Consider the following 12,893-nt stretch of genomic DNA (forward strand, 5'->3'; position numbering starts at 1 on the left):
ATTTCAGGCGGCCTGATCAGCAGCGGGGGTCTCCTGCTGCGGTTGCGCAGGCTGCTCGGCCTGGGGAGCCTGGGCGGTCTCCTGGGCCTGCTCCTGCGGCTGTCCATCCTTGTTCTCCAGCAGGTTCTTCTCCCACTCGGCCATGGGCTGGTCGGAGGCCTCCTCGGTCTTGGCGGCCTTGCCGGAGCGCTCCAGCAGACCGTCGGCCACGGCATCGGCCATCAGCCTGGTCAGCAGCTCGACGCCGCGAATGGCATCGTCGTTGGCCGGAATGGGGTAGGTGACGAGCTCAGGATCCGTGTTGGTGTCCACCAGGGCCACCACCGGAATGCCCAGCTTGTTGGCCTCGGAGACCGCCAGGGCCTCCTTGTTGATGTCGACCACGAACAGGGCCGAAGGGGTGCGGTTCATGTTGCGGATGCCGCCCAGCTGGCGCTCCAGCTTGTCCTTCTCGCGCCGCAGGAGCAGGAGCTCCTTCTTGGTCAGCCCCGAGCCGTGCACGTCGTCGAAGTCCATCTCCTCCAGTTCCTTCAAGCGGCCGACCCGCTTGGTCACGGTCTGGAAGTTGGTCAGCATGCCGCCCAGCCAGCGCTCGGAGACGTAGGGCATGTTCACCCGGGTAGCCTGGGCCTTGATGGCCTCCTGGGCCTGCTTCTTGGTCCCCACGAAGAGCACGGTGCCGTTGTGGGCCACGGTCTGCTTGATGAAGTCATAGGCCTTGTCGATCAGACCGAGCGACTTGAAGAGGTTGATGATGTGGATGCCGTTGCGCTCCATCAAAATGTACTGCTTCATCTTGGGGTTCCAACGACGGGTCTGGTGTCCGAAGTGGACGCCGGCCTTCAGCATTTCGCTCATGGTGATCTGTGCCATGTCCGTACCTTTCATTGTCGGTTATTGCCTGGCCATGTGCACCTGCGTGCAACTCCGAGGAGCCGACCGACACAGGACGTCGCGGACATGGCGCGAATTTGCGGCGTGCGTTCGGGAATACTCTTGGTGCGCTTGCCCGCCCGTGACAGCAGACCTGCGCAATGACACGCCGAATTACCATGATACCCGAGGCCAATGACCTCGGGTAGCGCGTTCGCCCTCTGCCTACCTGGCTGATCTGAGCTGCTGCATAGCCTTGCGGCGAACGTCGCTCTCCAGCCGATCCACATAGACATGGCCGTCCAGGTGGTCGCACTCGTGCTGGATCATCCGCCCCATGATGCCATGGCCTTCAAGAGTCACCGTCTTGCCGTCCAAGTCGATGCCGTGGGCTCGGGCGTAGTCGGCCCGCCTGGTCGGATACCAGAGGTTGGGCAGGGACAGGCATCCCTCCTCGCCATACTGCTCGCCGGAGGTCTTGTCGATGACCGGATTGATGATGTAGCCCACCTTGCCGCCGATGTTGTAGGAGAAGACACGCAGGCCCACGCCGATCTGGTTGGCCGACAGGCCGGCCCGGCCCGGGTCGTCGACAGTGTCCACCAGGTCACGCACCAGACTGCGCACAGCCGGGGTGATGCTGGTCACTGGATCGCAGGGGGTGCGCAAAACCGGATCTGGAACCACTCTGATTGTACGAATCGCCACTGCTTACTCCTCGTCATCCCGGCCGTCGCGGCCGTCCTTCTCGTCCTCTGGTGCCGCTTCCTCCTCCTGGCGGACATCACGCATGCGTCCGGTCATGCTGGCCAGGGAGTCGCTCATGGTGGTCCGAGCCCTGCTGACGATGTCGTTCTCCTTGGCGGTCTGCTTGGCCGGCGTCCTGGGGGCATAGAGGACCTTGTCCACGAGTTCGGCATACTGGCGGAGCACCTCGGGGCGCACGACCTTCAGGCTGGGGGTCAGGGTGCCGTCCTCCTGGCTGAAGTCCTTGTCCAGCACCAGGAACTTGCGCACCGACTCGGCCCGCGAGACGTTGCAGTTGGCCTTGTCCACATACTGCTGGATGAAAGCATGGATGGCCTCGTTATGGCTGGCCTGCTCCATGCTCATGTCAGCGTCCAGGCCCTGGGAGGTCAGCCAGGACTTCAGCATCCCGGCATCCAGGGTGACCAGGGCGCCCACAAAGGGCCTGCCGTCGCCCACGACCACGGCCTGGGAGACTATGGGGCAGGTGCTGATAACATCCTCCAAAGGCGCCGGGCTCACGTTCTTGCCGCCGGCGGTGATGATGACGTCCTTCTTGCGGCCAGTGATGAAGACGAAGCCCTGGTCGTCGATCTGGGCCAGATCTCCGGTGTGCAGCCAGCCGTCCTTATCGAGCACGGTGGAATCAAGCTCGGGCTGGTGGTAATAGCCCATGAAGACGCTGGGGCCCTTGACCAGGAGCTCATCGTCGTCGCTCAGCCTGACCGTAATGCCCGAGCCAGGGCGGCCGACCGATCCCACCTCATTGGCGTCCTCGAAGTTGACGATGCAGGGGGCCGCCGTCTCGGTCATCCCGTAGCCCTGAATGAAAGTGATGCCGTCGATCCCGTTGAAGAAATGGGCCAGGTCGGCATTCATGGGCGCGCCGCCGCAGGCCAGGTAGCTCAGGTTGGAACCCAGAGCGGACTCGATCGTATTGCCGACGGTCTTGGTGTAGAAGGCGTGGGCCAAGCGTGTCAGCGGCGAATGGCCGCGCCCCTCCTGCTCGTCCTTGGACCACTTGATGAAGTGCTTGGTGGCCTTGGCGAAGACCTTGCCGGCCATGCCGGTGCCGGCCTTTTGCGAGGCGGCGTTGTAGACCTTCTCGAAGACGCGTGGCACGCCCAGCAGATAGGTGGGCCGGAAGGTGCGCAGATCGGTCAGCAGGTGCTTGGCGTTGGAAACGTATCCGACCACGCCCTGGGCGCCGATGGCCACATACTGGATGTAGCGGGCGAAGCAGTGGGCCAGGGGCAGGAAGAGCATCAGGCGGGAGGGCGCTGCCAGCATGTGGTAGAGCACATCCCAGCCCACGAAGACGATGTGGACGAAGTTCCGGTTGGAGAGCATGGCGCCCTTGGGCTCACCAGTTGAACCCGAAGTGTAGACGATGGTGGCCAGATCGTCGGCCTTGACTTGGGCGATGGCCTGATCCAGGCGCTCGTCTTCTATCCCCTGGCCGAATTCACTGACTGCGTTCAAGCCCCCGGCTTCGAAATTGAAGACGTACTTGAGCTTGGGCGAGGACCCCCGGACCTGCTCCAGGATCTGCGCGTGCTCAGAGTCGCCGGCAAAGGCCAGGACACAGTCCACGTCCTGGACGATCTTCTGGGCCTGGTTGGGCGAGTCGGTCTCATAGATGGGCACAGAGACCGCCCCGATGGCAGCGCAGGCGAAGTCTGTGACCCCCCAGTCGTAACTGGTGGAGGCGTAGATGACCACGGTACTGCCCTTTTCCACGCCCAGGGCCATCAAGCCCTTGGCCACGGCGCGTACCCGTGCGGACATCTGCCCTGCCTTGACATCGTGCCAGTTTCTGGTCATGGGATCCTGCCACTGGGCAACCAGCTCCTCAGGATCGCGGGCGGTGCGTTTTGCCAGGAGTGAATAGATGGTGTCCTTGTCCGTCGTCGGGTGTTGAAGCTCGACCGTATATTCACGCAACATACCCACCATCATATGGGTCACCCCGCCAAAGCCGCCGCCTAACCCATGTCGAAGCGGACGCAAACCCAGCGCGAACCGCTTCTGGCGACGATCAGGTTGGTCAGCACTGTGCGCTCGCCGACCAGAAATCCGATGGTGGTTTCGTACCGGTCACGGTCTACGCGGTAGAGCTCGACCAGTTTAGGAATCAGCGGCAGGTATGTCATGCCGACGTGATCAGCCGTGCGGACCATGCCCAGATGCCGATCCCGCAGCAACTGGGCCAGCAGGGCCAATCGCTCCATGCAGACGCGGTTGAGCACACGGTCCAGGCTCTTCATAGGCAAACGGCCCCGCAACACATCGAAGACCCTGGATGCCAAGGCGCACAGATTGACAAGAATACGTTTGAGATCCGCAGACAGACCCTCATGCCCGGCAGCATCCCCCGGCCGAATGAAGTTGACCGTTCGCACGGTCAGATTGATGTCGCCAAGTCCCAGCGGCACCTGCGTACAGGTAGACGGCCACCAGCCGCCATTCTCCTGTCCTGCCGACTCCTCGGTTGCTTGATCTTGATCCCAGACCGGTGCCAGATCCATATACTCCGTCATACTTCTCTCCTCGCACTCCGATGTGCTTATCCCCCCTCCCATGCCGGCGAGGCGCACTGGGCAACCGACGCAACGACAGCGATTACGTCCAGAGTAGGAATGCACAGAGGGATTGTAAAGGCCGGTTCAGGAATGTGGTCAACCTGAACCGGCCTTTATGCGGATTGTGGATAACTGGACCGTGGATGCCCTATTCTGCTCAGCAGCGGGGGCCGGGGGTCACTGCCACACGGCACTTCTGGAAGTTCTTGACATCCACATAACCGGTGGAAGCCATGGCCCGGCGAAGTGCCCCGATCAGATTCAGACTGCCGTCGGTGCGATCGCTGGGACCGAAGAGTATGCGCTCCAAGCTCCCCACCTGGCCGACCTGGACCCTGCGGCCCCTTGGCAGTTCAGGATGATGAGCCTCGGCCCCCCAGTGCATGCCCTGGCCGGGAGCCTCCGTAGCCTTGGCCAGGGGCGTGCCCAGCATGACCGCGTCGGCCCCCATGGCCAAGGCCTTGACAAAGGAACCCGAGGTACCGGTCTCCCCGTCGGCGATGACCTGAACGTAGCGTCCGCCCGACTCGTCCAGGTAGTCGCGACGCGCCTCGGCCACATCCGAAATGGCAGTGGCCATAGGCGCTTGGATTCCGATGGTGGCGGAATCGGTGGAGGAGGCTCCCCCGCCGAACCCGACCAGCACCCCGGCGGCACCAGTGCGCATCAGATGCAGGGCAGCCTGGTAGGTGGCGGCCCCTCCGACGATGACCGGAACGTCCAGGTCGTAGATGAACTTCTTCAGATTCAAAGGCTCATGGCTGGTGGAGACGTGTTCGGCCGAGACCGCTGTTCCTCGGATCACGAAGAGGTCCACGCCCGCATCGACCACCGTGGTATAGAACTCCTGGGTGCGCTGAGGGGACAGGGCTCCGGCCACCGTGACCCCGGCCTTGCGGATCTCCTGCAGACGGCGGGTGATCAGCTCCGCCTTGACCGGTTCCCGGTAGGCCTCCTGAATGACCCCGGTCGCCTGCTCCGGCGAGGCATGGGCTATCCGATCCAGCTGGGGGCGCGGATCCTCGTATCTGGTCCACAGCCCCTCCAGGTCCAGCACGCCCAGTCCGCCCAACCGTCCCAAGGCAATGGCCGTCTCAGGGCTGGTCACCGAGTCCATGGGCGCCGCCAGCAAGGGCAGGTCAAACTCGTAGGCATCCACCTGCCAGGTTGTGGAGACATCCTGGGGATCCCGGGTCCTTCTGGAGGGGAGTATGGAGACATCATCGAGCGTGTAGGCCACCGTGGCCTTCTTGCCGAGACCGATTTCGATATCCTGTGTCATGTCTGCCAGCCTAGCGCCTCATGATGACGCTCCGGCGTGCTACGAACGAGTTACGAGCCTGGGAACAGAGAGTAACAAACTTGGGATAGAACAGTTCGCAAGCGCAACTGCGGCACCGGGAGCAGGATCCGGCCCCCGACCCGCCGACCGATAGGAGGCCGCCATGGACAAGATCGCCGTGAAAGGACGCATCGTCGAGCTCGACGGTGACGAGATGACCAGGGTCATCTGGAAAATGATCAAGGAACGGCTGATTCTGCCCTATCTGGACGTGGACCTGGACTATTACGACCTGGGCATCCGCAACAGGGACGCCACCGACGACAAGGTCACCGTGCAGGCGGCCCAGGCTATTGAGCGCGAGCATGTGGGCGTCAAGTGCGCCACTATCACCCCTGACGAGGCCAGGGTGAAGGAATTCGGCCTCAAGCGCATGTGGAAGTCGCCCAACGGCACCATCCGCAACATTCTTGGCGGAACCATCTTCCGCGAGCCCATCGTCATCGATAACATCCCCCGGCTGGTTCCCGGGTGGTCAAAGCCCATCGTAGTGGCCCGACATGCCTTCGGCGACCAATACCAGGCCACTGATTTCACCGTTCCGGGGCCGGGAAAGCTCAGCGTCGTCTTCACTCCTGAAGACGGGAGCGACCCGGTGACACGGGAGGTGACCGTCTACCCAGGTCCAGGCGTGGCCCAGGTACAGTTCAACCTCGACGACTCCATCCGCGACTTCGCCCGCTCCTGCTTCAACTACGCCCTGCAGAGGCACTATCCGGTCTACCTGAGCACCAAGAACACCATCCTCAAGGCCTACGACGGCCGGTTCAAGGATATTTTCGCCCAGGTCTACGAGCAGGAATACCAGAGCCGGTTCGAGCAAGAGGGGCTGACCTACCAGCATCGTCTGATCGACGACATGGTGGCCTCCTCGCTCAAGTGGCAGGGCGGCTACGTCTGGGCCTGCAAGAACTACGACGGCGATGTCCAGTCCGATGCGATAGCGCAAGGGTTCGGGTCTCTTGGCCTCATGACCTCCATGCTGATGACGGCCGACGGGCAGACCGTTGAAGCCGAGGCCGCCCATGGGACCGTGACCAGGCATTACCGGCGCTGGCTCAAGGGGGAAACCACCTCCACCAACCCGATCGCCTCCATTTTCGCCTGGACCGGCGGACTCAAGCAGCGGGCGCGGCTGGATGAGACACCCAAGGTGGCCGAGTTCGCGCAAACACTGGAATCCGTGGTCATCGAGACCGTTCGCTCCGGTCGCATGACCAAGGATCTTGCCAGTCTCGTAGGTCCTGATCAGCCTTGGCTGGACACCGAAGGGTTCATGGACGCCTTGGACCATGCTCTTGCCGAGCGTATGTCTTCAGGTGCCGCAGAGGCTAAGGGACACAAGGCGGCCAAAGCAGACTAGCAGATCAGAGAAACAACACCCGCCTTTTGCCATTGCGGACGGTTATTGCAGGCGGTTGATCTTTTCAGATCCGCCTTCACTGTCTGTCCCATCAGCGAGGACCGTGTACGCGAAACATCGACCCTTCATACGCTCCTGCCCGAGAGCCCATAGAATGGTTGCTCGGGACCCGGCCAGAGTCAGGCCCTGTCGGAACGAAGGAGCGAACGTGAAGAAGACCGGCTTTGCACGGCGTTTGTCCAGCTTGCTGGCCCTGCTGGCAGGCCTGGCCATGGTAGCCTCGGCTGCTGCTTGCGGTGGTCCGGCCTCGGGCAGTGGACAGCAGTCTCCGAGCGCCCCGCAGAGCCAGGGAACCACTGCGGCCGCCGATGTCCCCGGTCGGGTGGCCATTTTCACTCCCTCCGACGGCATCACGCTCTCCCAGCACACGCCCATCAACAAGTGGGCCGCGCTGGTTCCTGAGCTCAAGTCAGCACTGGCCAAGGAGCATCTTTCCGATAAACACATCGACACCTACACCAGCGGAAATCTGGAGGATCAGAGCAAGGAGCTGCAGGATTACCTGGTCAACCGTCTTTCGGAGCGCAAGGCCGGGAAGGCTTCAGAGCCGACCACACTGGTGGTGGCACCCATGACCTCGCCTGACTCCATTACCCGCCAGTATGGCGACTATACCAGCAAGTCTCTGGTTGCCGACTCCAAAGACAAGGCGCGGGCGCGTCTGGTCTCGTCTCTGCGTCTGGCTTCGGGCGCCGGCATGCATGTGGTTCTGCTGGCCAATCAGGTGCCGGGCATCCAGCCGGACCTGTTCGTGCAATTGTCCGATGCACGGGCCATTGGTCAGATGCAGGCGGACAAGCTGGCCAGCAAGCTGGAGCTGGACAAGGCCAGCAAGGACAACCCCTGCCGCATCGAGATTCTGCTGCCGAACCGGACAACTGATGCGTCATCTGATGAATCCCCCGCTGACAAGGGCGGTGAAGCAGGCCAGGCTGAGCGGAACCAGCAAGAGAATCAGGATGAACAGCATTCCTTCCCCGCCCAGGCTTTCGCTGGAATCTGGCAGGTGCTGGGACCCTACTTCAAGGATGGACGGGCTGTCAGCCCCTCGGGGCTCCTGAAGGCAGACAGCACCGAGAAGGACTGGCAGGCGATCGCCTTCGATCCGGGCAAGGACGCTTCAGCTACCGGCAAAGAGCTGGCGACCCGCCTGGCCATGAACGATGGCGCCAAGACCCACACCGAGGTGGACGGCATTCTGGCCATGAACGACTTCATTGTTTCCGGTGTGGTCTCTGAGCTCGGGGATCTGGGATATCGGGGTTCTTCAGCGGACGTCAACCCAGAGATCTCAATATCAGGCATTGTGGGATCCATGGTCGGTCGCCAGGATCTGCACCGGAAGCGCGTGCCCAAACCCGCTCAGAGTCCTACAGCGCAGAATCCGACGGGGTCGCAGGCGGATCCTTCACAGGGCACGGGCAGGACTCAGGATTCCACACCCTCGGACGACCACGCTGCCTGGCCCATCATCAGTGGATACGGCGCCTACGTAGACAACATCCCTCAAATCGTGGACGGACGGCAGTGGATGACTGGTCTGGAGGACAGACTGGGGCTTGCGGCTGATATTGCTAAGGCCTGTGTCGGACTCAACAGCCAGGGCAAGGTGCCAGCCATGGATACGATCCAGACCGTCAACCAAGACGGCAAGCAACTGCGCCGCCTGTCAAGGCCACTGGTTGCGGTTTCAGCCTCCAATCTCAAGGCGGCTCTGATTGATACAGGCTACATCAAGCCAGCCGACGCAGGTCTTTGAGCATAGATCCTCTGCTCGATCTGGTCTTCATACCGCTTGAGAACCTCCTGACGACGGGGCTTGTATGACGCGGTCAGCAGTCCATTTTCACGAGTGAAGTCCTGGTCCAGAATCAGATAGCGGCGGATGCCCTCGGCCCGGGAGACCTGAGCATTGGCCGCGTCTACCGCACGATCGATCTCCGTGCGGATGATAGGGTTCTCCCCAGCCGAAGCGGCATCGTCCAAGGGTTCAGCGCCCTGGTCCCCCAACCACCTGTTGACCTCCTCGAGATTGAGGGTGATCAGGGCCGAGATGAAAGGCCTGCGGTCCCCGATGACCATGCAATGGCTGATAATGGGCGAACGCTCGACGGCTGTTTCCAGCAGCGACGGCGAAATGTTTTTACCCCCTGCTGTGATGATGATCTCCTTGCGCCGGCCGGTCAACCGAACGAACCCGTCCTCGTCCAGACTGCCCAGATCGCCGGTCAGCAGCCAGCCGTCGCGAATCTGCCTGGTGGTGATTTCCGGATGGTTGTGGTAGCCCATGCAAACATCGGGGCCCTTGACGCATAGCTGGCCCTCCTGGTCGATGCCCACGGTGATGCCGGGCATGGGCAGGCCGATGGTGCCCAGCCTGTAGCCTTTGGTGGGGTTGACCGTCACAGGACCCATGGTCTCAGTCATGCCGTAGCCCTCCAGCAGGGGCAGACCTATGCCGTTGAAGAAATCTGCAATGTCCCTATCCAGGGGGGCTCCGCCCGAAATGGCATACCGGACCCGGCCGCCCAAGGCCTCCAGGATGGGATCGTAGACGGTGCCCGTATACATGAGGTGCTTGGTCTTCAGCGACATGGGAACCCGGCTTCCGGTCTGCTGATGACGAGACCACTGCCTGGCCACACCTGCGGCATCCAGGAAAATCCTGCCCCTGGCACCTGTTCCGGCCCGCTGGGAGGCAGCGTTGTAGATCTTCTCGAAGATCCGCGGCACAGCCAGGATGAAAGTGGGTTTGAAGGTCTGCATGTCCTGCAACAGATTGCGGATGGACCCGGTAAGCCCCAGAGTGAGATCCGTGGCAATGGCGAAGAACTGCAGGCAGCGGGCGAAGGCGTGGGCCAGAGGCAGGCAGAGCAGAAGCCGCTTGCCCTCACCAAGGCAGATGTCAGGGACTGCCTGGGTACCTGAACGGACAGTGAAGACGATGTTGCTATGACTGAGTTCTATGCCCTTGGGCTTGCCCGTGGAGCCTGAGGTATAGACGATGGTGGCCAAGTCGGATCCCTGCACCGAGTCGGCACGGGCCTGGAAGTCTGCCTGGTCCACCGCCCGTCCGTAGGCGGTCATGGTGGTCAGCGCTCCCCTGGTGATCACATACAAGTCGTTCAGATAGGCGCACTGGGAGCGAACCGCATCCACCCGGGCCCTCATGTCGTCATCCTCCAGAAAGGCCATGCCGACATGGGAGTCGTTGAAGATACGCCGGATCTGATCGGGAGAGTCCGTCTCGTAGACCGGCACCGTCACGGCCCCGATAGCCAGGATGGCCATGTCCAGGGCAGTCCATTCCCATCGGGTGTGCGAGACGATAGCCACTGAATCCCCCCGGTCTACCCCCCGGGCCATAAGCCCCTTGGCCAGCGCGACCACACGGTCGCGAAACTCCCGGGCCGTTATCGTGTTCCACTCGCGTCCGCTCCGGTATTCGATCAGAGGATCGTCGCCCAGGCGCTTCACCCTGTCCTCAAGCAGGGAGAAGACACCGGCATCGGCGTCTATGGGCTTCTCAAGCGGACGCGTAAATTCTTGCTGCATGTTCTGCATGACCACTCCCTGCTGAAACGGCGTTATGCTTTACGATTCTAACCGCTCCCCCGGGCCTGCGATATACCTGGTCTGCAGACGCGCGAGTCTTGCAGGCGGACCCCTGCACTCCTATAGAGGCTTGAGACGAATGCGATGCCGTCCGACTTTAGCGCCTGGATCCAGATAGTGATTATGACCATCTTTCAGCCCCCAGTGCAGGCAATCTTGGTCACAATGGTCAGAGACCCCATCTACCTTTCCCCAGACTGTGCCTGCCTGCAGCCGGGTCCCCGCAGGCAAAGAGCTCTTCGCCGGCTCATAGGTGGAGGTCAGTTTGCCGTGACGAACGGAGACCACGTCCTTGCCTGCTACAGAACCGGTGAAAGTGATGACACCATCTGCTGGGGCCCGGATGCGCCTGCCTTGTTGCACCGCCAGATCAATCCCGCGATGACCGCTCAGCCATGGATGATCCGGAGGATCGAAGCGACGCATAACCTGCGGAACAGCCTTGTCGCCAGGCAGAGGTTCAAGGGGCCACAGCCAGCCCCGGCGGCAGGCAGAGGTCGATGAGGTAACTCGATCAATCTGCGCCGGAGCTGCAGCCGAAGGCAGGGTCGGCGCAGGCTGAGCCGCGACGGTTGCCGCAGGCCCTCCGGCCGACAGGACCAAGGCCAGCATCAATGCCAGCAGGGACCTGGGGAACCAGGGAGGCCGACAGCCGGAAGGCATGTCAGGCATCCGGCCGGTAACCCTCTGGATGCCCTTCTTCTTATGGTCACGCGCATAGGCCATAATCGCACCTTCATTCCGTCATCACGGATGCCCGATTGAGCGTCCACCATCATGATGGACTTGATGCCGGAACCGCAGTAATCAAGCAGGAACATGTGGTCGAATATGGAGTCGTGCACAGTTCGTCCAGCGAGGAACCTAATAGTGATCGTTCGTGCAAGAGTGCAAGGAATGAGGAAAAGATTTGTCAAAAGCGTTGACTGAATCTTATATTTCGTAAACCGAGAACTCTTCTAATAAAAGTAGTTAAAGGCCACGCTAACAGTTATTGAATGCATATAGATCCTCATGTACATTTCGTCTAATATAGATATACGATTGAGAAACAACTTCCAGGCTACTAGACAATTCGGCGAATTAAAATCAATGAATCATAGAGATGGCCAGTCTTAAACTGAATTCACTAAAAAATACTTCAACAAATAATCTCATTCTTGCAAGTATCGAATCACATTCAAAGGTCAAGCCGCATCTGCTTGGTTTGTTGCAGTCACTGCTACAGTATGTTTTTCTGTTGGGAAAGCCAAGGTCGAATCACGCTCTACGAGCCGGAAATCGGTTACAAAGGTCCTCGGTTTGCCCTTGTACCCATTGATGCGCTCAATCAACATATCAATTGCATGCTCAACATAGTCATTCAGGCACGGATCAATGGTGGTTAGCGATGGAGTCGAGTAAGACGATTCCGGCACATCGTCGAACCCCACGACTTGGACATCTTCAGGAATACGAATTCCCTCGTTCTGCAAACCATGCAAGGCACCCAGTGCCATGGCATCAGTCAGGCAAATAATCGCATCCGGACGTATACCTCTGGACAACATTTGTGTCACAGCCTGTACGCCGCTAACTCCTTCCATCCAATCCTTGGGCAGGAGCATCTGCCAATCCACCGATAGTCCCCGCTCTTCGAAGGCCTCGATATATCCCCTAATCCTCAGTTCCTGCAGGCCTTCAGTAGCGCACATGTATTCATTGCGCGTCTTTGGCTTTTCCGGTGCACCGAAGACTGCTATATGACGACATCCCATATCGAGCAACCTGCCTGTGACATACCGAATGGCTCTCGTATTAGGCATAGTCACCCAGTCAACACGATCATAAGAGTTGTAATCACCGGCTAGAACAATAGGATAGGGCTGATCAAGGATGATGCCTTCATTCTTTAAAGGTTGGTCCGAAAAAAGCAGCCACCCATCTGCTGATAGCTGAGTGATTTCATCCATGATGACAGGCAGACCTGATCCGTCCGACCCGTAAGTGCTAATTACTGTTCCATATCCATGTTTTCGTGATATGTCTATGACCTTATCTGCCAAATAAGGGGCGAATGGCTGCGAAAAATCGAAAATTCCCAGACCTAAAAGTTTAGTCGCACCCGTTTTTAATGAACGGGCCGATACATTGACCATGTAGCCAAGTTCACGAATGGAGGCCTGCACGCGTTTTCTGGTGGAATCACGCATGCTGCCAGTACCGTTGATAACATTGGACACTGTTTTGATGGAAACACCAGAATGCCTGGCTACATCCTTGATAGTCACTCTGGTTGTCAATAGAGCCCCTTACCAATCGGCAATTACAT

10 protein-coding genes are annotated in these 12,893 nt (G+C 60.1%); 2 read left to right on the top strand and 8 right to left on the bottom strand.

The window, feature by feature from the left end:
• Positions 1 to 3 precede the first annotated feature (3 nt).
• From rpsB to QRX41_RS05400, 5 genes are all read right to left on the bottom strand, one after another.
• Entirely contained in the window at positions 4 to 873 is an 870-nt protein-coding gene (rpsB, locus tag QRX41_RS05380) for a 30S ribosomal protein S2 (RefSeq protein ID WP_306222108.1), read from the bottom strand.
• A gap of 225 nt (positions 874 to 1,098) precedes the next feature.
• The gene (locus QRX41_RS05385) at positions 1,099 to 1,581 is read right to left on the bottom strand and encodes a peptide deformylase (protein ID WP_015021747.1); all 483 of its coding nucleotides are present in this window, start codon (positions 1,579 to 1,581) and stop codon (positions 1,099 to 1,101) included.
• Positions 1,582 to 1,584: 3 nt separating this feature from the next.
• On the bottom strand, positions 1,585 to 3,567 hold the full coding sequence (locus tag QRX41_RS05390) for an AMP-dependent synthetase/ligase (protein WP_313839216.1): 1,983 nt from the start codon (positions 3,565 to 3,567) through the stop codon (positions 1,585 to 1,587).
• Between the two features lie 38 nt (positions 3,568 to 3,605).
• Complete coding sequence (locus QRX41_RS05395; RefSeq protein WP_045924359.1) at positions 3,606 to 4,160, bottom strand: hypothetical protein; 555 nt, start codon at positions 4,158 to 4,160, stop codon at positions 3,606 to 3,608.
• Positions 4,161 to 4,359: 199 nt separating this feature from the next.
• The gene (locus tag QRX41_RS05400) at positions 4,360 to 5,484 is read right to left on the bottom strand and encodes a GuaB3 family IMP dehydrogenase-related protein (protein WP_313839219.1); all 1,125 of its coding nucleotides are present in this window, start codon (positions 5,482 to 5,484) and stop codon (positions 4,360 to 4,362) included.
• A 163-nt stretch (positions 5,485 to 5,647) separates the two neighbouring features.
• Here QRX41_RS05400 and QRX41_RS05405 point away from each other — a divergent pair, with 163 nt between their 5' ends.
• Together QRX41_RS05405 and QRX41_RS05410 are read left to right on the top strand one after the other, a co-directional pair.
• On the top strand, positions 5,648 to 6,907 hold the full coding sequence (locus tag QRX41_RS05405) for an NADP-dependent isocitrate dehydrogenase (protein WP_045924357.1): 1,260 nt from the start codon (positions 5,648 to 5,650) through the stop codon (positions 6,905 to 6,907).
• 271 nt (positions 6,908 to 7,178) lie between these two features.
• Positions 7,179 to 8,726: a type 1 periplasmic-binding domain-containing protein gene (locus QRX41_RS05410; protein ID WP_313839353.1), complete on the top strand. Its 1,548-nt coding sequence runs from the start codon at positions 7,179 to 7,181 to the stop codon at positions 8,724 to 8,726.
• On the opposite strand, the gene QRX41_RS05415 is transcribed toward QRX41_RS05410, so the two are convergent.
• From QRX41_RS05415 to QRX41_RS05425, 3 genes are all read right to left on the bottom strand, one after another.
• Positions 8,696 to 10,522, bottom strand: coding sequence for an AMP-dependent synthetase/ligase (locus tag QRX41_RS05415; RefSeq protein WP_313839354.1), 1,827 nt, complete (start codon positions 10,520 to 10,522; stop codon positions 8,696 to 8,698). The genes QRX41_RS05410 and QRX41_RS05415 overlap by 31 nt on opposite strands.
• A gap of 120 nt (positions 10,523 to 10,642) precedes the next feature.
• Positions 10,643 to 11,308, bottom strand: coding sequence for a M23 family metallopeptidase (locus tag QRX41_RS05420; protein ID WP_313839221.1), 666 nt, complete (start codon positions 11,306 to 11,308; stop codon positions 10,643 to 10,645).
• Between the two features lie 461 nt (positions 11,309 to 11,769).
• Entirely contained in the window at positions 11,770 to 12,864 is a 1,095-nt protein-coding gene (locus QRX41_RS05425) for a LacI family DNA-binding transcriptional regulator (RefSeq protein WP_313839222.1), read from the bottom strand.
• Positions 12,865 to 12,893: the final 29 nt, after the last annotated feature.

It is taken from the genome of Bifidobacterium kimbladii, from assembly GCF_032193675.1.
In the GTDB taxonomy this organism is placed as follows: Bacteria; Actinomycetota; Actinomycetes; order Actinomycetales; family Bifidobacteriaceae; genus Bombiscardovia; species Bombiscardovia kimbladii.

Bases quoted from the DNA above. Each gene is read 5' to 3' on its own strand.
- rpsB (WP_306222108.1), bottom strand. From the start codon at position 873: ATGGCACAGATCACCATGAGCGAAATGCTGAAGGCCGGCGTCCACTTC.
- QRX41_RS05390 (WP_313839216.1), bottom strand. From the start codon at position 3,567: ATGTTGCGTGAATATACGGTCGAGCTTCAACACCCGACGACGGACAAG.
- QRX41_RS05395 (WP_045924359.1), bottom strand. From the start codon at position 4,160: ATGACGGAGTATATGGATCTGGCACCGGTCTGGGATCAAGATCAAGCA.
- QRX41_RS05400 (WP_313839219.1), bottom strand. From the start codon at position 5,484: ATGACACAGGATATCGAAATCGGTCTCGGCAAGAAGGCCACGGTGGCC.
- QRX41_RS05405 (WP_045924357.1), top strand. From the start codon at position 5,648: ATGGACAAGATCGCCGTGAAAGGACGCATCGTCGAGCTCGACGGTGAC.
- QRX41_RS05410 (WP_313839353.1), top strand. From the start codon at position 7,179: ATGGTAGCCTCGGCTGCTGCTTGCGGTGGTCCGGCCTCGGGCAGTGGA.
- QRX41_RS05415 (WP_313839354.1), bottom strand. From the start codon at position 10,522: ATGCAGCAAGAATTTACGCGTCCGCTTGAGAAGCCCATAGACGCCGAT.
- QRX41_RS05420 (WP_313839221.1), bottom strand. From the start codon at position 11,308: ATGGCCTATGCGCGTGACCATAAGAAGAAGGGCATCCAGAGGGTTACC.